Source organism: Thermobifida sp. (genome assembly GCF_017577275.1).
In the GTDB taxonomy this organism is placed as follows: Bacteria; Actinomycetota; Actinomycetes; order Streptosporangiales; family Streptosporangiaceae; genus Thermobifida; species Thermobifida fusca.
In genome coordinates this window covers 81950-103973 of the sequence record NZ_PITY01000013.1, presented here as the reverse complement: position 1 = coordinate 103973, position 22024 = coordinate 81950, and the positions used below count along the sequence as shown (strand labels likewise).

The 22024-nt window shown below is 66.9% G+C and carries 21 protein-coding genes; 13 read left to right on the top strand and 8 right to left on the bottom strand.

Annotated elements, in window-relative coordinates; all coding sequences use genetic code 11:
* Nucleotides 1–4: 4 nt before the first annotated feature.
* The 8 genes from CW348_RS02165 to CW348_RS02130 form a co-directional block, all read right to left on the bottom strand.
* Nucleotides 5–673, bottom strand: a complete 669-nt coding sequence (locus CW348_RS02165; protein ID WP_011291709.1) for a lytic polysaccharide monooxygenase — start codon at nucleotides 671–673, stop codon at nucleotides 5–7.
* Nucleotides 674–890: 217 nt separating this feature from the next.
* Nucleotides 891–1517 carry a hypothetical protein gene (locus tag CW348_RS02160; protein WP_258076880.1) on the bottom strand — a complete coding sequence of 209 codons (627 nt, stop codon included), beginning with the start codon at nucleotides 1515–1517 and terminating at the stop codon, nucleotides 891–893.
* 77 nt (nucleotides 1518–1594) lie between these two features.
* Nucleotides 1595–1978, bottom strand: a complete 384-nt coding sequence (locus CW348_RS02155; protein ID WP_258076879.1) for a hypothetical protein — start codon at nucleotides 1976–1978, stop codon at nucleotides 1595–1597.
* A 240-nt stretch (nucleotides 1979–2218) separates the two neighbouring features.
* Nucleotides 2219–3298 (bottom strand): Zn-dependent alcohol dehydrogenase, encoded by a 1080-nt coding sequence (locus CW348_RS02150; protein ID WP_011291711.1) that lies wholly within the window; start codon nucleotides 3296–3298, stop codon nucleotides 2219–2221.
* 173 nt (nucleotides 3299–3471) lie between these two features.
* Nucleotides 3472–5229, bottom strand: a complete 1758-nt coding sequence (locus CW348_RS02145; RefSeq protein WP_016188570.1) for a SpoIIE family protein phosphatase — start codon at nucleotides 5227–5229, stop codon at nucleotides 3472–3474.
* Between the two features lie 132 nt (nucleotides 5230–5361).
* Nucleotides 5362–5718, bottom strand: coding sequence for a hypothetical protein (locus CW348_RS02140; protein ID WP_258076878.1), 357 nt, complete (start codon nucleotides 5716–5718; stop codon nucleotides 5362–5364).
* A 424-nt stretch (nucleotides 5719–6142) separates the two neighbouring features.
* Nucleotides 6143–7333, bottom strand: a complete 1191-nt coding sequence (locus CW348_RS02135; protein ID WP_104612858.1) for an NAD(P)/FAD-dependent oxidoreductase — start codon at nucleotides 7331–7333, stop codon at nucleotides 6143–6145.
* Nucleotides 7334–7354: 21 nt separating this feature from the next.
* The gene (locus CW348_RS02130) at nucleotides 7355–8605 is read right to left on the bottom strand and encodes a cytochrome P450 (RefSeq protein WP_104612857.1); all 1251 of its coding nucleotides are present in this window, start codon (nucleotides 8603–8605) and stop codon (nucleotides 7355–7357) included.
* A gap of 189 nt (nucleotides 8606–8794) precedes the next feature.
* On the opposite strand from CW348_RS02130, the gene CW348_RS02125 reads away from it, so the two are divergent.
* From CW348_RS02125 to CW348_RS02065, 13 genes are all read left to right on the top strand, one after another.
* Nucleotides 8795–8986, top strand: coding sequence for a ferredoxin (locus tag CW348_RS02125; RefSeq protein ID WP_011291716.1), 192 nt, complete (start codon nucleotides 8795–8797; stop codon nucleotides 8984–8986).
* A gap of 154 nt (nucleotides 8987–9140) precedes the next feature.
* Nucleotides 9141–10109, top strand: a complete 969-nt coding sequence (locus tag CW348_RS02120) for a zinc-binding dehydrogenase (RefSeq protein WP_011291717.1) — start codon at nucleotides 9141–9143, stop codon at nucleotides 10107–10109.
* A gap of 263 nt (nucleotides 10110–10372) precedes the next feature.
* On the top strand, nucleotides 10373–11107 hold the full coding sequence (locus CW348_RS02115) for a FadR/GntR family transcriptional regulator (RefSeq protein WP_011291718.1): 735 nt from the start codon (nucleotides 10373–10375) through the stop codon (nucleotides 11105–11107).
* 170 nt (nucleotides 11108–11277) lie between these two features.
* The gene (locus CW348_RS02110) at nucleotides 11278–12471 is read left to right on the top strand and encodes a thiolase family protein (protein WP_011291719.1); all 1194 of its coding nucleotides are present in this window, start codon (nucleotides 11278–11280) and stop codon (nucleotides 12469–12471) included.
* Nucleotides 12472–12501: 30 nt separating this feature from the next.
* Entirely contained in the window at nucleotides 12502–13260 is a 759-nt protein-coding gene (locus tag CW348_RS02105) for an SDR family NAD(P)-dependent oxidoreductase (RefSeq protein ID WP_011291720.1), read from the top strand.
* Nucleotides 13261–13325: 65 nt separating this feature from the next.
* Nucleotides 13326–14108: a crotonase/enoyl-CoA hydratase family protein gene (locus CW348_RS02100; RefSeq protein ID WP_011291721.1), complete on the top strand. Its 783-nt coding sequence runs from the start codon at nucleotides 13326–13328 to the stop codon at nucleotides 14106–14108.
* Between the two features lie 359 nt (nucleotides 14109–14467).
* Nucleotides 14468–15631, top strand: a complete 1164-nt coding sequence (locus CW348_RS02095) for an acyl-CoA dehydrogenase family protein (protein ID WP_287462578.1) — start codon at nucleotides 14468–14470, stop codon at nucleotides 15629–15631.
* Nucleotides 15632–15835: 204 nt separating this feature from the next.
* A complete protein-coding gene (locus CW348_RS02090; protein WP_199850761.1) occupies nucleotides 15836–16978 on the top strand; it encodes an acyl-CoA dehydrogenase family protein in 1143 nt (380 codons plus the stop codon).
* Nucleotides 16979–17148: 170 nt separating this feature from the next.
* Complete coding sequence (locus CW348_RS02085) at nucleotides 17149–17919, top strand: SDR family NAD(P)-dependent oxidoreductase (RefSeq protein WP_016188577.1); 771 nt, start codon at nucleotides 17149–17151, stop codon at nucleotides 17917–17919.
* Nucleotides 17920–17989: 70 nt separating this feature from the next.
* Nucleotides 17990–19156: an acyl-CoA dehydrogenase family protein gene (locus CW348_RS02080; protein WP_011291725.1), complete on the top strand. Its 1167-nt coding sequence runs from the start codon at nucleotides 17990–17992 to the stop codon at nucleotides 19154–19156.
* Nucleotides 19156–20064, top strand: a complete 909-nt coding sequence (locus CW348_RS02075) for a CoA ester lyase (RefSeq protein ID WP_104612856.1) — start codon at nucleotides 19156–19158, stop codon at nucleotides 20062–20064. The genes CW348_RS02080 and CW348_RS02075 overlap by 1 nt, the downstream gene beginning before the upstream one ends.
* A gap of 2 nt (nucleotides 20065–20066) precedes the next feature.
* A complete protein-coding gene (locus CW348_RS02070; protein WP_011291727.1) occupies nucleotides 20067–20546 on the top strand; it encodes a MaoC family dehydratase in 480 nt (159 codons plus the stop codon).
* Nucleotides 20546–22024, top strand: coding sequence for an aldehyde dehydrogenase family protein (locus tag CW348_RS02065; protein ID WP_104612855.1), 1479 nt, complete (start codon nucleotides 20546–20548; stop codon nucleotides 22022–22024). The genes CW348_RS02070 and CW348_RS02065 overlap by 1 nt, the downstream gene beginning before the upstream one ends.

Genomic DNA, 22024 nt, shown 5'->3' with positions numbered 1-22024 from the left:
TGCATCAGACGAAGTTCACGTCGCTGCACAGGTAGTAGGTCTGGTCCATGTGCGAGGCCTTCCAGATGGTGAAGACCACGTGGCGGCCGCTGCGGTTGGGGGCGTGGACCGTGAACTGGATGTTCTGGGCCGGGGGGTAGCTGCCGGTCTGGTGCACCAGTTCCAGGCTGTCCCAGGTCAGCGGCTGGGTGGTCGGGTCGAAGCCCTGCTTGGTGACGTAGACCAGGAAGTAGTCTGCGCCGTGGCTGGCCTGGTCGTACAGGTGGATGGTGAAGGTGTTGTTGACGTCGGTGGTCTTCCACGGGCCTACGGCGTCCATGGAGCGGTAGCGGCCGCCTTCGGTGAGGCCACCGCTGCACAGCTGGCCGTCGGGGAGGGCAGCCCGGTGGTTGCCGCCGACCCAGTCGCGGTACAGGCCGTTCCAGTTCCACATGGCGTTGGGGTTGTCCTGCCAGGCCTGCCAGCACATGGGGTCTTCGTACTGCATGTTGGGGTTGAGGTGGTCGTGGCCCCAACGCAGCCAGCAACCGTAGTTACGGGTCGCGGGGTTGATGACCGACCCGTGGGCGGACGCGGGGGCGGTCCACTGGGTCAGCCCGAGAAGGGCTGTGAAGAGGACCGCGAGAGCCCGTACTGTCCACCGGTGTTTCCCGGTACGAGAGTAACGATGCATTAGTGTTCTCCAAATTTCCGGATGTGGGGGCTCCGGGCATGGGAACGCTCCCATGCTGAGAGAAATATTACTAATTGGAATTGATCAAAAACAGGGAGTGATAAAAATAAGAGAATATTTCCCTTTTGTTTCATAAGTTGGATTTTTTAAATAAAATGACAGAAGTGAAATGAGTGATGATTTGGGAGGTTATGTCCCCCGGGAGTCCTGCAGCGCGTCAGTCCTGCTCGGGAGAGGACAGCACATCGGCGGCCTGTGCCAGCCACTGGCCTGCAGCCAGGGCGTCGCGGATGCTGGCGTCGCGGGCCTCGCGGATCGCCTCCAGGTCTGCGGCTGTGGCCAAGTGGTCGACGCCGAGCTGTGCCGCGGTGGCTTCGGCGAGCAGCTCCCCGTAGGCGCTGTCCCGGCTCCGTGCTTCCTCGATCTGCTCCCACTCGCGCTGCCGCTGCACGGCCAGGCGCACTTTCTCCCCGTAGTCGACGATGGCAGCGACCCGCCGCTCGATCGCCTCGTGCACTGCGCGGATCGCCTCCCGCTGGGGCCGCAGTGACGCGCGCACGGTGGCAGAGACGGCGTTCTCCTCGCGTTCCGCCAGCTCAGCACTGAGTTTCTGCTGCTGGTAGAGCAGGCGCGCCAGCTGCCACTCTTGATCTTGCACGATCATCGATGCCTGCTGGCCGTCGAAGGCTTCGCCGAGGGCCGCCGCGGACTCCTCGATGAGACGTCGAGTCCGCTGGACATGCAGCAGGAGTGTCTGCCCGTACTCGTCGAAGTCGTCGGGAATGAAATAGCGGTCGTGGTGCGTGCGGGGAGAGTCGTCCGCGACGAGCACACCGATCGTCACCAGAATCCCCAGGAGGGCGGTGACAACGGAGGCCAGGATGACAATACCGTCGTGGCCCAGCCAATCTCCAAAGGTGATCAGGCCACCAAAAAGGAAAAGGCAGCTATCCCTCCCAGCCAACCGCGGACGCGGAAAGCAGCCACAATCCCTGCGAGCATGAGCAGCGTGGCGATCACAGCGAAGAAATCCATGAAAGTGGAAACCGCCCACGCCACTGCTGCAGTAGCCCCTGCGGTCAGGGCCACAAGGAAGACCGCGCTGACTGCTCTGCCCCCGGCAGAGCGCGGTCTGACCTCTTCGCCCCTGGTGCGGCTGGGCTTCTTCTCGGCAGGAAGCAAAGAGCCGGTGCGACGGGCGAGCCGCTCTCTTACCTCGGCGGGCAGTTCGGGGTCGAAGATCGGGAGTAGTTGCGCGACTCCCTCATCCTCGTGCTTGTCGTGGGAGGACATCGCGACTGGCACTCTCTTTCCCAGCTTCCTGTTCGAGAGGACGGGATGCTGTGGGATCCCGAATGCCTTCGATGCTCTATGGCGCGGAAGACCGCGTCAAATCTCGGGGACGTTGCCGGGAGCTTCCAGGGCGGAGAGCGGGGTGCGGTGCGCTCTCCGTGCCAGTACGGTTGGGGCCTCCCCGCGGGGAGGCCCCAACCGTACTGAGAGGACGAGGAAGTGTGAGAGGAAAAGCCAGGCCGTCGGCAGCGATCAGAAGGTGAGGACCGTGCGTGCGCCGAGCGGGTTGTCGAGGGCGGCCAGGGCGCTGTTGACCTCGCTGAGGGGCACCCGGGCGGTGAGGAGTTCGTCGAGTTTGAGGCGGCCGTCCAGGTAGAGCTGGCAGTAGAAGGGGATGTCGATCCGGGGGCGGGCAGAGCCCATCTTGGATCCCTGGAGGCGTTTTTCCAGCAGCAGGTCGGTGGCGCGGATGCTCACCTGCACCTCGGGGTGGGCCACACCCACGACGGTGGCGGTGCCCTTGGTGTCGAGCATCCGGAAGGCCTGCTCCATGGTCGCGGCGATGCCGACCACTTCAATGGCGTGGTCGACTCCGCCGCCGGTCAGTTCGCGCACGGCCTCCACCGGATCGGTGGTGCTGGCGTCGATGGTGTGGGTGGCGCCGAATTGCCGGGCGAGGTCGAGTTTGTCGGCGAGCCGGTCGATGGCGATGATCTGCGCGGCCCCGCACAGTCGGGCTCCTTGGATCACGTTGAGGCCCACACCGCCACAGCCGATAACGGCCACAGTCTGACCGGATTGCACCTGGGCGGCGTTGCGTACCGCGCCCATGCCGGTGATGACGGAGCAGCCGAGGAGGGCGGCGCGGTCGAGCGGCATCTCCTCGGGCAGTTTGACGACGGCGCCTTCGTAGACGAGGACCTGTTCTGCGAATCCGCCGAGGCCGACGAACGGTTCGACGGGGGTGTCGCCTTGGGAGAGCCGCGGCGGCTGGCCGGGGTCTCTGGAGCGGCGCTTGTGCGCGCAGTGCTGGAGTTCGCCGCGCATGCACCAGCGGCAGGTGCCGCAGAAGGCGGAAGCACAGGTCACCACGTGGTCGCCGGGTTCGACGGCGGTGACGGCGCTGCCTACCCGTTCCACGATTCCTGCGACTTCGTGGCCGAGGATGAGGGGCAGGGGAAGGTCGTTGGCTCCCTGCTGCATGGTCCGGTCGGTGTGGCAGACACCGGAGGCTGCGACGCGGATGAGGACTTCGTCGGGGGCGGGCTCGGAGACAGTGACGTCCTCGATCACTAGGTCCTTGCGGAACTCGTGCAGGACGGCTGCTTTCATCAACGCTCCCAGAGGGGTCGGCAATGAGACGCAGATAACAATATATTGCTTATTATTAATTTCATAGATGTGAGTGATCTGAGTCTCATTGGGTGCTGGAGAGTGCGGGCAGCCGCCCGCCGCACCGAAGCCTGCGGCACGCCCAGCCTAAGAAGCGGGAGCGGGCCTCGGGATCAGGTGGGGGATGCGCTGTTGATCTGCGTCTTCGGGGTGCACGGGACCATCTGAGGGTCGGTGACACGGAGCGCGAGGAGCGCCACGTCGTCGTCGTGGCCCGCGGCACGGACCCGGGAGATGAGCCCGTCGCACAAGTCCGCAAGGGAGGAGTGCGCCAGGCGGGCAGCGTGGTCGCGCAGCGACTCCAGGCCGGTGTCGATAGGGCGCGCAGCCGATTCGACCAGGCCGTCGCTGTAGAACACCACGGTGGTCGACGGTGTCAGGGTGGTGGTGAAGTTCTGGCGACGCGCAAAGGGGACGATGCCGAGCAGAGGGTCATTCTCCGCGTCGAGAAAGCGGCTGTGGCCGTCGCGGTCGAGCAGCAGCGGGGGCGGATGCCCAGCATTGGTCCAGGCCAACTGCCATGAAGAGTCCGCTGTCCGTTCCAGCCGGGCGAAGATGAGGGTGGCCATGGTGGGGGCGTCCAAAGTGACCAGCGCCTGGTCGAGCCGGGAGACGATCTCCCCGGGGGTGGACGTGTGGTCCCAGGCGAAAGCGCGCAGCATACTGCGGATCTCGGCCATCTGGGCGGCCGAGCGCAGGTCGTGTCCTGTCACGTCGCCGAGCACCATGGTGAGCGTGCCGTCCGCCAAGGTGAACGCGTCATACCAGTCGCCGCCGACCCGGGAGGACTGGGGTGCAGGGTAGTAGCGTGCCTCCATTTCGAGTCCGGGGATGCGGGGAAGCTGCGGCAGCAGGTAGCGCTGCATGGTTTCTGCGACTCGGCGCTGCTGCTCGTAGTCGAGGGCGAGCCCGGCCTGGTGGGCGATGTCGTCGACCAGGGTGATCTCGGTGGAGGTGAAGTCGGGACGCTCCTTGGAACGGCCGAGGGTCAGCGCGCCGAGGATGCTGCCGCCCCGGCCGCGCAGCGGAGCGGCGATCGCGGAATGCATCCCCGTGGTGGCGAACAGTCGCCGCTGCACCACGGCCATCTCCGCGTCCGGGGGCACGCTGTAGTCTTCGGGGCTGATCCGGGACACCGGGGCGCCTTTGAGGACCCGGGAGAGCGGCATCTGCGACTCCGGGGGAACCGGTGGGAGCGAGCCTTCCAGTTCTTCGACCCGCACGTGGCGGTTGTCGTGGTAGTGTATCGCCGCGGCCCGGCGGACGTGGCCGTGTTCGTCGATCAAGTCCACGATGGCCCAGTCGGCGAGGCGCGGCAGCACCAACTGCACGACTTGGCGCAGGGCTTCCGCGATCTCCACATGGGAGGTCAGCACCGTGGTGGTTGCGGAGATCAGCGACAGGTTCGCGGTCAGCGCTGCCACATGGTCGGGGTCGTACGTGCCGAACATTTCAGGGTCGAAGACCCGTTCGTGGAACAGCACCGCCGTCCCCGGATCTCCGTTCTCCAACCGGTAGGGGGCGACCAGCCACACCACCGGCAGCAGTCCGCCGTCGCCGCACATGAACCATGCGCTGCCCGCACGGATGGTGAATTCGTGCTGGTAGTCCTGGGTCAGTTTGCACTCCTGGGGCGACAGCAGGGTGCCGTTTGCGCTCCGATGCAGTGCGTCATGCGCGTTGCTGCCGACCAGAAGCGCTGCGGACCAGCGCAGGATCTCTTCGGCACGCGGGTTCACTGAGACGATGCGCTCTTGTGCGTCGGTGACGTAGATCCCGATGTCCAGGCCGGTCAGGACCTTTTCGACAAGCAGCGGGTCTGCAGCGGCGGCCTGGCCACTGCGCTTGCCGTGCTCTGCCTGGTGTCTCATGCCGGAACTCTCCGCGCAGGTGCGACTGCTCCTCCAACGCCGTTCCTCTGCCCCGGCCGCAGAGCAATAACCCCGGGCATAGGGCTGGGGCGGTGCCCGACACCGCCCCAGCCCTGCTGTGGTCGGGGCTGGTCAGGCGCAGTGGTCGTAGACGCTGACCCCGGAGAGCTCGTCGTTGCCGACCCTGCCGTACGGGAAGTTGCCCGCCCGGTTCTTCGGGAAGAACGCGGCCGGCTCGGTGCCTGGAGCGTGGACGTGGAAGTAGCCGCAGAACCCGTAGGAGGCCCACGAGCTCGCCTGGTCGTTGAATTTCTGCGGGATGTAGTACAGCCCGGGTTCGACAAAGTAGAGGTGCCAGCCTTCGCGTTCAGCCCGCGACCCCCACGGCCCGTGCTCCGCGACCACGACGTATGGGACGTAGTCGTCGTCGCAGCGGCCATGGTGGTGGTGTCCGCAGTGGTGGTGGCCGCTGCCGCGGTTCGAGGCCATGGTGTCCCGGGCAGGCTGGAGGCATTCCGCGGAATCGGCGTCCCCGCCGTTTAGGGACCAGGGTTACCGCACAGTTCGGCAAGATCACCGGCTGGTGGTCGACCTCGGCCGCGGCGTTGGGCGTGCTCGTGGAGACCAGCACACCGGTCAGGAGTCCGGTGAGAGCAAGAGTGATGGAACGGCGCATGACTCCCCCAATGTCACGTCTCTTAGTGACCTTATGGTTACATAGCGTTCCTATTGGTGGGAGTCTTCGTAGCCGTGTCGCCCTCGTTTCCCCGCGGGACAGGGCAGCAGGACCCTGGGAGAAGAGGTGGGGCGGGCGCCAGGAGTCCCACCTCACCTGGCAGGAGCGCACAAAGAACCGTCCCCGGTGCTGGGGGATCAGCACCGGGGACGGTAGCGGCGGTATCCCCTGGAGAGGTCAACGCCCGCAAGGTGGAGCGAGTTTGGCCTGCGGGTCGCGCAGGGCGGCCTCGTCAGGGCGGGCTCCCGCGGCGATGGCCATGCGCGCGTCGATCATCAGCCGCGGCGCGTCGATGCTCAGGTGCGCGGTGAGGCGCCCCTCGGCATCCACCCAGGCTGCGGCCCACTGCGGGGTGCCGTCGCCCCGGATGACCAGCGTGTCCTCCGGGCTGTGGTGTCCCACGTACTGGATCTTGTGACCGAACTGGTCACTCCAGAAGTAGGGCACCGGATCGTGGACAGGCAGCGGGTCCTGGCTGGACGGGTCGTGGAGCAGAACGCCAGCGAGAGTGCGGGCTGCTTCTCGCGCGTCGTCCCAGTGCTCGACCCGGATCCGGGTGTTCCACCGCGGCGACCAGCGCACCGCGACGTCGCCGAGGGCGTAGATGCCCGGCAGGGAGGTGCGCAGGTGCTCGTCCACGACCACCCCGGTGTCCAGTGCGATCCCCGAACCGGACAGCCAGTCGACGGCCGGACGTACCCCGATCCCGGTGACGACCACGTCGGCGTCCACCTGCTCGCCGTTGGCGAGCTGCACCCCGGTCTCGGTGACCTCGGCGACTCCCGTGTCCAGCCGCAAGTCCACCTCCGACCACCAGGGCAGGAAGCGCTGGCCTACGTCTGCACCAAGCGCAGCGGAGAGGGGAGCGGGCCCTGCTTCGATGCAGGTCACCGAGCATCCCCGGCGCAGGGCCGCGGTTGCGACCTCGGCGCTGATCCAGCTCGCTCCCACCAGGACCACCCGCTGTCCGGGCTTGAGTTCGGCCCGGAGCTGGGCCGCGTCCTCCACGGTGCGGACCGTGAACTGGCGTCCCGGGCCGGGCAGCCGGATCGGGGAGGCCCCGGTGGCGATGACGAGCGCGTCGTAGGACAGCTCTCCGTCAGTGGTCTGCACGGTGCGCGCATCGGGGACGAGCCCGGTGGCGGCGACCCCGAGCCGCACGTCCACCGACAACTGGGCGTAGTCGGTGGGGAAGGTGGAGTCGTGCTCCTCCTCAAGAAGTGCAGCCTTCGACAGCGGCGGCCGGTCGTAGGGGGGATGCGGCTCGGCGCAGAGCATGACCAGCTCGCCCTCGTATCCCCGGCTGCGGAGCTGTTCGCAGGTTCGGGAGGCGGCGAGGCCGCCTCCCACAATGACGATCCGTTCCATAGTGGGCGTTGGCGTGCGGGATCAGCCGATGACCGCTTCGGACAGGGGAAGCACCCGCTTGCCGGGGGTGAACTTGGCGGGGATGCTCCGGAAGCCCACGTTGGTGCCCTGGTCGTGGAAGGGCACCAGGGCGTCGAAGTCGATCGTGTAGTCGGGCATGCGGGTGAGGATCTCCTGCAGCAGCCGCTTGGCCATGAACCGGCCGAGGTGGGAGCCCGCGCACCGGTGGATACCGATACCGAAGGCGACGTGGCGGTTGGGCCACCGGTGGATGTCGATGGTGTCGGGGTTCTCGAACTGCTCTTCGTCCCGGTTGGCCGACGCCCACGAGAGGAGGACCCGGTCGCCCTTCTTCATCGAGCAGCCGTGGAACTCGACGTCGCGGGTGACGGTGCGGGCCAGAGCCTGCGTGGGGGAGAAGACCCGGAGGAACTCCTCCACAGCGCGGTCGAGCAGGCTCAGGTCGTCGATGAGTTCCTGGCGGACGTCGGGGTTCTTGGCCAGCCAGACGAGGGCCTGACTCACCAGCGAAGCCGTGGTTCCGGTGCCGCCGGAGACGAGCAGGTCGACCATGGCGAAGACCTCCTCGTCGGTGATGGGACGGTCGTCGACCTTCTGCGACACCAGGAAGCTGATGACGTCGTCCTTGGGCTCCTGGCGGCGGGCCCGGATGGTGTCCCACATCTGCTGGGACAGGGCGGGAAGCTCCACTTCGACGGCGTGCCGGAACGCCTCGCTGTCCTGGGGCTCGGCCAGGGTGGCGCGGTGGGCGTCAGCGTAGCGCTTCCAGTCCTTCACGGGCAGGCCCAGCCAGTCGATGGTGACGATCGCGGGCACACCGATGATCGTGGTGAAGTCGCACTCGCCCTTTTCGATGACGCTGTCGACGAAGGCGACGGTGTACCGCTCCACCATCTCCTTCATCCGTTCCACCGCGGCGGGCGCGGTGACCTGGTTGACGATCTTGCGGTACTTCCGGAACTCCGGCGGGTCGACCTCGATGGGAATGTGGTGGTACATCGGGGTCGGGGGGATGACGATGGCCAGCCCGTCAGTGCCCGCCGCCTCACGGGTGGAGGAGAACAGGTCGTCGTCGCGGGCGGCGTCGAAGACGCTCTGGTAGTCCGACAGCACCCAGTAGCCGCCGTGGGCCTCGGTCCAGCCGCGCTTGTGGGTCTGCCGCAGCGCGCGGTAGGCGCCCACCGGGTCCTTGGCGTGCTCCGGAGAGTGGTGATCGAAGTGGATCACCGGGCAACGCGTGGGGTTGCTCATGCTGTGTGCCCTTTCCTGTCCTGGTTCGTGCGCGGAAGTCCGTTGTGAGCTGTGCGGATATGGTCTGTGACGAGATCTCGTATGGTGTGTGATCTTTATTGCGGTCCTGGTGATAATCGTTATACTCAAAAGCATTAATGTCAAGATGGCCAGGGAGAATAGGGATCTCTGGTCCCTAAGGAGGGCAACATGCGCGTCCGAGTCGACGGAAAGCAGTGCCAAGGGCACGGTGTGTGCTACATGACCGCGCCCGACGTGTTTGCGCCGCGCGAAGAAGACGGGCACGCCTACGTGCTCCACGAAGAGGTGGGCCCCGAACTGGAGGCGGCGGCCCGGGATGGAGCCGAGGCCTGCCCGGAGCGGGCCATCACCGTCGAGTGAGATCGTCGGACGCGGGGCCGCGTCTCTTCTTCTCTTAAGAAAAGAGGCGGGCCCCGGCGAACCTGCCCTTTGACGCGGTGCCGTGCCGGGAAGCCCACGGAGCGACATCTATACTCCGGCACACGGATGCGCTCGCGACCCGAGGGGAAAGTCAATGTTCGCCGTCTACGCCGAGAGTTTCTCGTCCGATGACCCGCTGTCTGCGCTGCGCCTGGGGGAGCGTCCCGACCCCGAACCCCCAGCGGGCTGGACGGTGGTCACGGTCCGGGCCGCGTCGCTCAACCACCACGACGTCTGGTCGCTGCGCGGGGTGGGTCTGCGCGAAGAGCAGCTGCCGATGATCCTCGGCTGCGACGCTGCCGGGTACGACGAGGACGGCAACGAAGTCGTGGTCCACGCTGTCATCAGCAGCCCGGACTGGGTGGGGGATGAAACCCTCGACCCGCACCGCTCGCTGCTCAGCGAACGGTACCAGGGGACGTTCGCGGAAAAAGTGGCTGTTCCCCGACGCAACCTCGTCCCCAAGCCCCGGTCGCTCTCCTTCGAGGAGGCTGCCTGCCTGCCGACCGCGTGGCTGACCGCCTACCGCATGCTGTTCACCCAGGCTGAACTCAAGCCCGGCGACAGCGTGCTGGTGCAGGGCGCGGGTGGGGGAGTGGCGACCGCGCTGATCGCGCTGGGCCGGGCCGCGGGGCTGCGGGTCTTTGCGACGAGCCGGGATGCCGCTAAACGCGAACGCGCCCGTGAACTGGGCGCCCACGATACTTTTGCGCCCGGCGAACGGCTTCCCGTGCGGGTGGATGCGGTCATGGAGACGGTCGGCCGGGCGACCTGGTCGCACTCGGTCAAGTCGCTGCGTCCCGGGGGCACGGTCGTCATTGCAGGGACCACCTCGGGGCCCCAGCCGGACAACGCCGAGCTGACCCGGATCTTCTTCAAGCAGATGCGGGTGCAGGGTTCCACGATGGGCAGCCGACGGGAGCTCGAGCAGTTGCTGAGCTTCCTCGACCTCACCGGAGTTCGGCCGGTCATCCACGACACGATGCCGTTGGAGCGGGCGCGCGACGGGTTCGCCGCCATGGTGGCAGGCGACCTGTTCGGCAAGATCGTCTTCACGCGGTAGGCCCGACGCCGTTTCGGCAGCGACCCAGTGGGGTCGTGTTGCTCCCGGGACGGTTTCGCGCTACGTAGTGGGTGGTTCGCCATTGTGTTCTGACATGGCGCCACCCTTTTTTCTTTGCCGTAGCGCAATCTCTAGCACTCTGTGCTTGAGATGTTGCTTTTCGTATTACTAGGAAGCTTAGTTAGTTTAACTATGCGTATCATTAATCTATCTGGCGATAATCACGCCGCCAGAGGATCGACCCCGAAGTGGAGGTGCTTGCCATGGCCCACCCACCCCTGAGGCCACAGAAGACAGCGATGCTGGTCGCCCAGCAGATCGTCGCCGACATCCACCGGCGCGGAAACAGGGTGGGTGACCGACTCCCCCCGGAGCGGGTGATGCTCGACGAGTACTCCGTGGGGCGAGGAACCCTCCGTGAATCGCTGCGCTTCCTGGAACTGCAAGGGGTCATTTCACTGCGGCCGGGTCCCGGGGGCGGTCCGATCGTCCAGCAGCCGGATGCGAGCAGCCTCACGACCACGCTGACGTTACTCATGCAGTTCGAGAAGGCGCCTTTCCGGACGATCACCGAGGCGCGCACCGCGCTGGAGCCCATGATGGCCCGCCTGGCTTCGGAGCGCATGAGCGACGAGAAGCTCAAAGAGCTCAAAGAGAGCGTGGACATGATGCGCGACAACCTGGAAGACCAGGAGGTCTTCCTGGAGCAGAACCGGCGCTTCCACGACCTCATCGCCCACGGCTCCGGCAACGTGATGTTCGGGTATCTCGTGGACTCCCTGCTCGGCATCCTCGACGGTTCGGCTATCGGTATCGACTATCCCCAGTTCCGTCGGGCCGCAGTGCACAAGGCCCATCTGAACATCTACGAGGCGATCGCCTCTCGTGATCCGGAAGCCTCGGCTGAAGCGATGGCGCAGCACATTCACGAGTACGTCCGCTACGCCGAGAAGAAGTTCCCCGAGGTGCTCGACGCTCCTATCGTGTGGAGCTCTTGAGCTTCCCCGCTGCCGCGCGCTCCGCAGCAGTGAACAGTGCTCCCATGGGGGAGCGCTGGACGGCGACAGAGTGGCGGTGGTGGCACGCCTCCCGTCTTCCCTGGTCACGTCAGAGCGTCGCGCTGTGCCTACATATAGACGAATGATCCAAATCATGATAAGAAATACGTATGGCAAAAGCGCGATCCAACGATGTGGTCATCGTCGACGCGGTGCGCACCGCCGCCGGTCGCGGACGTGAGGGCGGAGCCCTCGCCGACGTCCACCCGGTGGACCTGCTCGCCCAGACGCTCCGCCAACTGATTTCGCGCCACGACCTCGACCCGGGGACCGTGGACGACGTCATCATTGGCTGTGTGTCGCAGGTGGGCGAGCAGTCGGCGACCCCCGGACGCATGGCCTGGCTTGGCGCTGGTTTCCCCACCCATGTGCCGGCGACAACGATCGACCGCAAGTGCGGCTCCAGTCAGCAGGCAGTCCACTTTGCCGCCCAAGGCATCATGGCCGGCGTCTACGACATCGTGGTCGCCGGCGGTGTCGAGTCGATGAGCCGCGTCGTCATGGGTTCCGCGCGTATGGGCGCTGACCCCTACGGCACCCTCGTCGCCAAGCGCTACCACCCGGGCCTCGTCTCCCAGGGAGTGGCGGCCGAACTGGTCGCGGCGCGCTGGAACCTGGACCGCACCGCGCTGGACGAGTACTCGGTCCGCTCCCACACGCTGGCCGCCCAAACCCAAGAAGCAGGACTGTTCGACCGGGAGATCATCCCGGTGGAGACGCCGTCCGGCACGGTCAACCGCGACGAGACGATCCGCCCCAACAGCACCGTCGAGAAACTCGCCACCCTCAAAACCGTCTTCGGCACCCCCGAGCTGTCCGAGCGTTTCCCGGAGATCGAGTGGCGGATCACCGCGGGCAACTCCTCCCAGATCACGGACGGGGCCAGTGCGCTGCTGCTGATGAGCCGCGCCAAGTGCGAAGAGCTCGGCTACACCCCGCGTGCCCGCATCCACTCCATGGCGGTGTGCGGTGACGACCCGCTGCTCATGCTGACGGCCCCCATCCCCGCCACCCGGAAGGTCCTGGAACGCTCCGGCCTTTCGCTGTCCGACATCGACCACGTCGAGATCAACGAAGCCTTCGCTCCGGTCCCCCTGGCCTGGCTCTCCGAGTTCGACATCGACATCGACAAGGTCAACCCCCGGGGCGGCGCGATCGCGCTAGGCCACCCGCTCGGCGCCTCGGGCGCGCGGCTGATGACCACGATGCTGCACGCCCTGGAAGACAACGACCAGCAGTTCGGCCTGCAACTGATGTGCGAGGCCGGCGGTATGGCCAACGCCACCATCATCGAACGCATCTGACCGCGACCACTGACTTTCGGAGGAGACAGCGTGGACGTCAACGGAGCTTCCGTCGTCGTGACCGGAGGGGCTTCCGGGCTGGGAGCCGCGACCGCGGCACGGCTGGCGAAGCAGGGAGCCCACGTGGTCATCATCGACCTGCCGCAGTCCAAGGGCGCGGAGGTCGCCAAGGAGATCGGCGGGCAGTTCGGCCCCGCGGACGTGACCGACACCGACGCGGTCAACGCCGCGCTCGACCTCGCCGAAGCCAAGGCCCCGCTGCGCGCCCTGGTGCACTGCGCGGGACGCGGCGCCACCGTGCGCGTGGTGGAGAAGGACGGCAGCCCCGGGTCTATGGAGACCTATGAGGAGATCGTCCGGGTCAACCTCTTCGGCACGTTCAACATGCTGCGTCTGGCCGCCGCCCGGATGGCGAAGAACGACGTCGTCGACGAGGAGCGCGGCGTGTGCGTGCTGACCGCCTCGGTCGCCGCCTACGAGGGGCAGATCGGGCAGATCCCCTACGCCTCGGCCAAGGCCGGTGTGGTGGGTATGACCCTCGTGGCCGCCCGCGACCTGGCGTCGAAGAAGATCCGGGTCGCCACCATCGCCCCCGGGGTGTTCGACACGCCGATCCTCAGCCGCTTCCCGCAGGAGCTCCGCGACGCCCTCGGCAAGTCGGTGCCGCACCCCAACCGGCTGGGCCACGTCGACGAGTACGCCATGCTCGCCCACCACATCATCGAGAACAAGATGATCAACGGCGAGGTGATCCGCCTCGACGGTGCCCTGCGCATGAGCGCGCGCTAACGGAGAGCCCCGACCGCACAGCGTCCCGCCGCCGCAGCGGCGGGCGGCAGGAGAGAGAAGCGACGATGAGCACCACCAACGACGACGCACCTGAGGTTCTGGTCGAAGAGCGCGGCCGGGTGCTCGTGATCACCATGAACCGGCCCCGGGTCCGCAACGCGATGTCGCAGGCGATGGCCTACCGCATCGCGGAGGCCCTGGAGACGTTGGACAGCCGCCCCGACTTGAGTGTCGGCATCATCACCGGGGCGGGCGGCACTTTCTGCGCGGGCATGGACCTCAAGGGGTTCGCCCGCGGGGAGCGCCCCGTCGTCCCGGGCCGCGGGTTCGCGGGACTCGTGCAGCAGCCGCCGAAGAAGCCGCTGATCGCGGCGGTGGAAGGCTACGCCTTGGCCGGGGGCTTTGAGATCGTGCTTGCCTGCGACCTCATCGTGGCCTCGCAAGAGGCGAAGTTCGGCCTGCCCGAGGTGAAGCGCGGGCTGACCGCGGCGGCGGGCGGCCTGCTGCGCCTGCAGCACCGCATCCCCTACCACCTCGCCATGGAGCTGGTGCTGACCGGGAAGATGTGGCCCGCGACCGAGGCCGCCGAAGTCCACCTGGTCAACCGGCTCACCGAGCCGGGCAAGGCGTTCGAGGTCGCGCTGGAGCTGGCCGAGGAGGTCGCCGCCAACGCGCCGCTCGCCCTGGCCGCGTCCAAGCAGGTGCTGGTCCGCTCGGTGGACTGGCCGCTGGACACCCAGTTCGAGAAGCAGGAAGAGTACGTCAACCCGGTGCGCGAGTCCGAGGACGCCAAGGAAGGGGCGCGCGCGTTCGTGGAGAAGCGCGAGCCGCGCTGGACCGGACGGTAGCCGGAATAAGAGCAGACAGGCATCGAGGGCGCTCGAGCGGGCGCCCTCGATGTATCGAAGGGGGAAACCAGCACATAATTGCTGATCAACATAACCATGGTTATGGTATGATTCTGCTTGTGTGAGGGGTGTGACGACGATCCCACCGGCTTGTTCGGCGGCCTTCTGGTGTGGGGGAGAGCTCCCGTGGGTGGGAGGCGTCGTGGGGGGAGTTTTAGCGCCCGGCGCACCTCAAGGGTGGCGGGAATGCCGCACTGAGGGGAATCGTGCTGGAGGCGGTGCGACGTCTGTTGACCCAGGGGGAGCCGGATGCTGAAATCTAGTATAATGATTAACCAAGACCGGAAGGGGACAGCCCCATGACGGCCAGACCCGTCGATGAGTACACGGAGATCCGCGAACTGGCTTCAAAGGTCGCCCGCGAGGTATACGGGCCGATCGCCGAGCAACTGGACGTGGAACGGAAGCCGATCTCCCGCGAAGAGCGGATCCGTCTCGGGGAGCTCGGATTCCTCGGCATCGCCCACCAGGAGCGTTACGGCGGTGCCGGAGCCCCGCTGGCCCAGGCGCTGGCGGTGATTGAGGAGTTTGCCCGGGTCTGCCGCCCGGCCGCCTTCCAGATCTTCGAGGCCAACACCGGTCCGGCCCAGGTGATCAACTACCTGGGGACTGAAGAGCAGCGCGAACGCTGGCTGCCGGACATCATCTCCGGTGAGAAGACCATGGCGGTCGCTATTTCCGAGCCCGACGCCGGATCGGCCGCAACCGACATGCGCACCACGGCCCGCCCCTCCGGCGACGGCTACGTCATCACCGGAACCAAACGGTGGATCTCCAACGGCGGTGAAGCCGCCCTCTCCCTCGTCTACGCCCGCCTCACCGACGAACCCGGCTCCAAGGGGATCGGCGCCCTCGTCGTCGAGAAAGGCACCCCCGGCCTCAGCTTCGGTCCCCCCGAACGGCTCATGGGCTTCCGCGGCATTCCCTCCGCTGACGTCATCCTCGACGAAGTCTGGGTCCCCAAGGAGAACTTGGTCGTCCCCGCCGGCGGTTTTGGCAAGCTGTTCGGAGTCTTCTCCATCGAGCGGCTCGGCAACACCACCATGAGCCTCGGCATCGGCCAGGAGGCACTCGACCGCACCATCGCCTATGTCCAAGAGCGGGAGCAGTTCGGCAAACCGCTCATCGAGTTCCAAAGTGTCCAGATCACTTTGGCCGACATGGTGATGCAAGTGGACTCCGCGCGCCTGCTGCAGCAGCGCGCCGCGGCCAGCGCCGAGGGCGGGAAGCTGCCCGACCCGCTGCAGGTCTCCCTGGCCAAGTGCGCCGCCAACGAGATGGCCAAGCGCGTGACCGACATGGCCATGCAACTGCACGGCGGCAACGGGTACACGGAAGAGTACGGCATCGAGCGGCTGCACCGGGACGCCCACGGCTGGGCTATCGCGGGCGGTACCCCGAACATGCAGCGGATCCGAATCGTCTCCGAGCTGCTGGGCCGCAAGTTCAACCAGCGCGCCTAGCACCTGGCCCACAGGGATTTCCTGGATCAGCGGTCGGCCCCCGCCACACGCGGCTGGACAGCGGCGGCATGTCGCGGGGGCCCGCCCACAGCGACGTTCGCGGAACGCCCACCAGGTCCCGGGCGGAAGACACGCCGCGCGTCGAAACGGTCCGCCGCGAGCTGGACCGTGGACCAAGACAGCTTCAGACGAGAAGGGGCGATCGTGGAAGAGGGGCAGATGTTCGACCTGGGACCGCGTCACCGCGAGATCCAGCGCATCGCGCGGTCCGTGGCCGAGCGGGTGGAAGAGTACGCTGACGAGGCAGACGCGGCGGTCGAGGTCCACCAGGGCGTGGCAGAGATCCTGCGGGAGAGCGGTCTGGCACGCCATGTGGTTCCCGCCGCCTACGGGGGAGAAAGCGACGTTCTCGACCCGCTGGCGATCGCCGTCATCCGCGAAGCGCTGATGTACACCTCGGCCCACCTGGACTCCCTCTTCGGCATGCAGGGGGTGGGCAGCTACTCGCTGGCGGTCGGCGGAACCGAGGAGCTCAAACGCGAGTGGCTCCCTAAGGTGGCGCGCCTGGAAGCGATCGCCGGACTCGCCCTGACCGAACCGGACATCGGCTCCGACCTGCGCGGGGTCACCACGACGATCGAGGCCACCCCCACCGGGGTGCGGGTCAGCGGACGCAAGTCGTTCATCACCAACGGCGGTGCCGCCGACTTCTACTGTGTCCTCGGCCGGGAGGGCGAGGGCTACTCCATGGTGCTGGTTCCCGCCGACACCCCCGGGCTGACGGTCGAGCGTGGCGACGACCTGATCGCTCCGCACATCCTCGGCGAACTGCACTTCGACGGTGCGGAAGTGCCCGAAAACCACCGGCTCGGCGTGCCGGGTAAAGCGTTCTCCCTCATGCTGCAGACACTCGCGGTGTTCCGGGTCACCGTGGCGGGCTCGGCGGTCGGCCTGGCCCAGGCTGCGCTGGACGAGGCGCTACGCCACGCCAAGACCCGTACCCAGTTCGGCCGCCCGCTCCTGGAACTGGGGGCAGTGTCCCAGAGCCTGGCCCTGTCGTGGACCGAGGTGGAGACGGCCCGGGCCATCACCTACCGAGCGGCAGCGCTCGCCAAGAACGATCCGCTCGCGCACCTGGACTACTCCTCGATCGCCAAGGTCAGCGCAACGGAGGCGGCTGGACGAGTGGTCGACCGCGCGGTGCAGGCCATGGGCCGCTTCGGGCTGATCCGCGGGTCCAAGATCGAGCGCCTCTACCGCAATGCCCGCCCGCTCCGCATCTACGAGGGCGCCACGGAGGTCCTGCTCGACTCCCTGGCCCGCAGGCTCGCCAAGCGCAGCAGCTAGACGTCCCCGCCAGCCGCAGCGGATGCGGTTGTGCTCTGCATAACCGCATCCCTTGACCCACCTCACACAGAAAACTATTATGATGATTACGACTAATAGGGTGTGGGGTGTGTCGCGGCGGGGGAGCCCACACGGACGACGACACGACACCACTGCGAAAGGACGCGACAATGCGCCGTTTTGAAGGACGTATCGCCGCCATCGTCGGCGGTGGATCCGGTATGGGCCGCGCCATCTCGCACCGCCTGGCCTCAGAGGGAGCCACCGTCTACGTCGCTGACCTCAGCGAAGAGTCCGCGAAGAAAGTCGCCGAGGAGATCACCGCCCAAGGCGGCAAGGCCGTTCCCGTCCAGGTCGACGCCACCAACAACGACAGCCTCCGGGCGCTGTTCGACCGCATCCGCTCCGACCACGGCGTCCTCCACGTCCTCCACGCCCAAGTCGGTATGCCCGGCCCCGGCGGCATCGAGACCAGCGACGAGGAGTGGCAGAAGAACATCGACGTCAACATCAAGAGCGCCTACTACACCTGCACCCTCGGCTACGACCTCCTCAAAGCCGCCAACGGCAAGGGGTCGATCACCATGACCTCCTCCACTTCGGCGCTCGTCGGATCCCCCTTTAGCCCCATCTACTCGCTGACCAAGGGCTCCCTTGTCCCCTTCGCCCGCGCCCTCGCACTCAAGGGCGCCCCGGACGGCATCCGCGTCAACGTCATCTGCCCCGGCACCGTGCAGACCCCCATGCTCGCCCAGTTCTTCGGTCGGGAACCGGGAGCTGACGTCTCCGAGCTGACCAAGGACTTCATCAAGAACATCCCGCTCGGCCGCGGTGCCCAGCCTGAAGAGATCGCCTCGGTCATCGCGTTCCTCGCCAGCGACGACGCCAGCTACGTCACCGGCGTCACCATCCCTGTCGACGGCGGCCTGACCGCCAAGTAGCGACCTGGACACCACCTCGTCCGCGCGGGAGCACGGCCCCGGGCGGACGAGGGCTGAACGGGAGGACCCCATGGACTTCAGCAAAGACACGGTGCACGAGGACATCCGCCAAGCAGTCCGGGACCTGTGCGCCAAATTCCCCGACGAATACTGGATGAAGCACGACCAGTCGCAGGAATTCCCCTGGGAGTTCTACAACGCCATCGTCGAGGCGGGCTGGTTGGGCTTGACCGTCCCCACCGAGTACGGCGGCGGCGGACTCGGCGTCACCGAAGCCGCCATCGTGGAACAGGAGATCGCCGCCTCCGGCGCGGGCATGAACGGGTGCAGCGCCGTCCACATCGGCATCTTCGGTTTCGAACCGATCATCAAGTACGGCAGCGAAGACCTCAAACAGCGTTTCCTGCCCCGCCTGGTCAGCGGTGACCTGCACGTGTCCTTCGCCGTGACCGAGCCCGACGCCGGCACGGACACCACCAACCTCTCCACCTTCGCCCGCAAGGTCGACGGCGGCTGGCTGGTCTCCGGCAAGAAGGTCTGGATCACCAAGGCCCAGGAAGCCGAACGGCTCATCCTCCTGGCCCGCACCACCCCGCGCGACCAGGTGGCCAAGAAGACCGACGGGCTCACCCTGTTCTTCGCGCCCATGGACCGCGAACGGGTCACCGTGCGCCCCATCCCCAAGATGGGCCGCAACGCGGTCGACACCAACGAGCTGTTCATCGACGACCTGTTCGTTCCCGACGAAGACGTCATCGGCGAAGTCGGAAAGGGCTTCAAGACCATCCTGGCCGGGCTCAACGCCGAGCGGGTCATCTCCGCCAACGCCGCCATCGGCATCGGCCGCGCCGCCCTGCGCCGGGCCACCAACTACGCCAAGGAACGCGTCGTCTTCGGCCGTCCCATCGGCAAGAACCAGGGCATCGCCTTCCCCCTGGCTGAAGCCCTGATCAAACTCGACGCCGCGGACCTGATGTGCCAGCAGGCCGCCTGGCTGATCGACAACGGCTACCCCGCGGGACGGCAAGCCAACGCCGCCAAGTTCCTGGCTGCCGAAGCCGGATTCTTCGCCGCGGACGCGGCACTGAGCGTGCACGGCGGCTACGGCTACAGCAAGGAGTACCACATCGAACGGTACTTCCGGGAAGCCCGGCTGATGCGCATCGCCCCCATCAGCCAGGAAATGGTCCTCAACTACGTGGCCGAGCACGTTCTGGGTCTGCCGAGGAGCTACTGATGCGGCCGTACCGTTCCGTTCTCTTCGTCCCCGGCCACCGGCCCACCTGGGTGGACAAGGCCGTGGCCTCCGGGGCGGACGCGATCGTCCTCGACCTGGAAGACTCGGTGCCCGAGGCGGAGAAGGCAGCCGCCCGCGCCACCGTCGCCGAGTCCATCCGGCGGGTGCGCGCCACCAACTCCGACATCGGGCTGTTCGTCCGGGTCAACCCGCTGCACACCAAGCTGACCGGGGCCGACTTGGAAGAAGTCGTGGTCCCCGGACTGACCGGTATCTTCGCTCCCAAAGTGGAGCAGGCCACCGATGTGCTGCGCTACGACGCGCTGCTCGACCACTTCGAGACCCGCAACGGGGTCAGCGGGCTGGAGTACATCATCCCGGTGGAGACGGTGAAAGCCATCCACGCCTGCCGTGAGGTGGCTGCCGCATCCCCGCGGGTGGGCGCCATGATCGGCCCCACCGCCGAGCACGCCGACATTGCCAGGGCCGTGGGATACGAGTGGACCCTGGAAGGCACGGAGACGCTCTACCACCGCAGCCGGATCCTGCTCGCCTGCCGAGAAGCCGGGATCCACGCCCTCACCGGGCTGTGGGAGGACCTGGACAACCTCGACGGCCTGCGGGAGTTCGCGCGGCGCGGCCGCCAGCTCGGCTACCGGGGCATGATCGCGATCCACCCCAGCCACGTCGCGGTCATCAACGAGGTCTTCACACCCTCTGACGCCGACATCGCCTTCTACCGAGGCTTGGTCGAGGCGTACGAGAAAGCTGCTGCGGAGGGGGTCGGCGCACTGCGCTACCGGGGCGTGCACATCGACAAGGCCCACTACGACAAGGCATTGGAATGGCTGGAGCGCGCCGAGCAGTTGCGGGCGCGTGACGCCGCGAGCGCGGAGGAGGCGAAATAACGATGCGAGGGCTGTACTACGAAGAGTTCGAGGTGGGCAAGGTCTACAAGCACCCGTTCACCCGGACCGTCACCGAGATGGACAACATCCTGTTCACCTCGCTGACGATGAACTTGCAGCCGCTGCACCTGGATGAGGAGTTCGCGAAGACCACCATCCACGGCCGGCGCGTCTTCAACAGCCTGTTCACCCTGGCGCTCATCGGTGCATTCCACGTGCCCGAGCTGACCATGGGCACCACCCTGGGCAACCTCGGCTACGACGAGGTCAAGTTCCCCCACCCGGTCTTCCACGGCGACACCCTGCGCGGTGAGACCACCATCCTCGACAAGCGCGAGTCCAAGAGCCGCACCGACTCGGGGATCGTCTGGTTCGAACACCGCGGATACAACCAGGACGACGTCTTGGTCTGCGTGTGCCGCCGGGCAGGTCTCATGCTCAAGAAGCCAGCCAACGCCGACGACAACAAGGGAGAGGCCTGATGAGCATCAGCAGCGAGCGGATCGCAGCCCTCCGCGACTATGTCCCCGAGGTACGCGAGCTGACCATCGACGGCAAGCCGGTCAAGCCCGCCGGCGAGACCTGGGATGTCTACAACCCCGCCACCGAAGAGGTCATCGCCACCGTCAGCGGAGCCACTAAAGAACAGATCGACGAGGCGATCCGGGCCGCCCGCACCGCCTTCGACACCTGGTCGAAGATGTCGGGCGAGGAGCGGTCCGCCGCCATGCACAGCCTCGCCGACCGCTTGGAGGCCCGGTGGGAGGAGCTGCTGGCCTCCATCGTCAACGAGGTGGGCACCCCCGTCTCCACCGCCGAGTTCCTCCAGGTGAAGATGGGTCTCGGCCACCTGCGCTGGTTCGCTGACGCGGCGAAGAAGGACCGCACCGTCCACCTGGGCCCCTACGACGTGCCCGTGCCGACGATGAGCGACGTCGACCACTACCCGGTGGGTGTGGTCGCCGCGATCACCGGCTACAACTACCCGCTCAACCTGGCTGGCTTCAAGTACGGTGCGGCGCTGGCCGCGGGCTGCACCGTGGTGCTGCTGCCGTCGCCGCGCACCCCGCTGACCACCCTGCTGCTCGGCGAGATCATCCGCGAGTCGGACCTGCCCGACGGGGTGATCAACGTCGTCCTCGGTGGGGCGGACATCGGCCAGTACCTGTCCTCCCACCCGGGCGTGGACAAGGTGTCCTTCACCGGTTCTGACGCGGTGGGCGCCAAGATCATGGAGCAGGCGGCGGCCAACCTCAACGACGTCGTCCTGGAGCTGGGCGGCAAGTCCGCCAACATCGTCCTGCCCGGCTGCGACGTGGAGTCCTTCGCGGTGGACATGCACATGCGCTGGTCCCGCAACTCCGGCCAGGGGTGTGCGGCACTGGCCCGGCTGCTGGTCCACGAGGACCTCTTCGACCGCTTCATGAAGGCGGGCGCCGAGGCGTTCCCGAAGATGAAGGTCGGCGACCCGTGGGACCCGGAGACCCACATCGGCCCGCTGATCCGCCCCGATCACCGCGACCGCGTCAACGGGTTCATCACCGAGGCGCTCGAGCAGGGCGGCAAGGCGCTCCTCCAGGTGGAGACCCCGCTGCCGGAGAAGGGCTGGTACGTCAACCCGATCCTGCTGGGCAACCTGCCGCACAGCGCCCGCGCCGTGCAGCAGGAGATCTTCGGCCCGGTCGCCGTCGTCCTCACCTACAAGGACGTCGACGAGGCGATCCGGCTGGCCAACGACACCGCCTACGGCCTGGCTGCCAACGTGTGGGCGCCCACCCTGGAGGAGGGCCGCCGCGTGGCCGAGCAGTTGCGGGCCGGCACCGTGTGGATCAACGGCGGCGGTGCAATGCGTCCCGACGCACCCTTCGGCGGCTCGGGCCGTTCCGGTATCGGCAGGGAGCTCGGTGAGTGGGGCATCCAGGAGTTCCTGGAGCCGCGCCACATCCAGTGGGCTCTGTGA

Coding starts and splice junctions, on each gene's coding strand:
- CW348_RS02110 (WP_011291719.1), top strand. CDS start 11,278: ATGGCAAAAGCGCGATCCAACGATGTGGTCATCGTCGACGCGGTGCGC.
- CW348_RS02115 (WP_011291718.1), top strand. CDS start 10,373: ATGGCCCACCCACCCCTGAGGCCACAGAAGACAGCGATGCTGGTCGCC.
- CW348_RS02085 (WP_016188577.1), top strand. CDS start 17,149: ATGCGCCGTTTTGAAGGACGTATCGCCGCCATCGTCGGCGGTGGATCC.
- CW348_RS02165 (WP_011291709.1), bottom strand. CDS start 673: ATGCATCGTTACTCTCGTACCGGGAAACACCGGTGGACAGTACGGGCT.
- CW348_RS02100 (WP_011291721.1), top strand. CDS start 13,326: ATGAGCACCACCAACGACGACGCACCTGAGGTTCTGGTCGAAGAGCGC.
- CW348_RS02095 (WP_287462578.1), top strand. CDS start 14,468: ATGACGGCCAGACCCGTCGATGAGTACACGGAGATCCGCGAACTGGCT.
- CW348_RS02070 (WP_011291727.1), top strand. CDS start 20,067: ATGCGAGGGCTGTACTACGAAGAGTTCGAGGTGGGCAAGGTCTACAAG.
- CW348_RS02145 (WP_016188570.1), bottom strand. CDS start 5,229: ATGAGACACCAGGCAGAGCACGGCAAGCGCAGTGGCCAGGCCGCCGCT.
- CW348_RS02075 (WP_104612856.1), top strand. CDS start 19,156: ATGCGGCCGTACCGTTCCGTTCTCTTCGTCCCCGGCCACCGGCCCACC.
- CW348_RS02125 (WP_011291716.1), top strand. CDS start 8,795: ATGCGCGTCCGAGTCGACGGAAAGCAGTGCCAAGGGCACGGTGTGTGC.
- CW348_RS02150 (WP_011291711.1), bottom strand. CDS start 3,298: ATGAAAGCAGCCGTCCTGCACGAGTTCCGCAAGGACCTAGTGATCGAG.
- CW348_RS02065 (WP_104612855.1), top strand. CDS start 20,546: ATGAGCATCAGCAGCGAGCGGATCGCAGCCCTCCGCGACTATGTCCCC.
- CW348_RS02120 (WP_011291717.1), top strand. CDS start 9,141: ATGTTCGCCGTCTACGCCGAGAGTTTCTCGTCCGATGACCCGCTGTCT.
- CW348_RS02135 (WP_104612858.1), bottom strand. CDS start 7,333: ATGGAACGGATCGTCATTGTGGGAGGCGGCCTCGCCGCCTCCCGAACC.
- CW348_RS02140 (WP_258076878.1), bottom strand. CDS start 5,718: ATGGCCTCGAACCGCGGCAGCGGCCACCACCACTGCGGACACCACCAC.
- CW348_RS02130 (WP_104612857.1), bottom strand. CDS start 8,605: ATGAGCAACCCCACGCGTTGCCCGGTGATCCACTTCGATCACCACTCT.
- CW348_RS02080 (WP_011291725.1), top strand. CDS start 17,990: ATGGACTTCAGCAAAGACACGGTGCACGAGGACATCCGCCAAGCAGTC.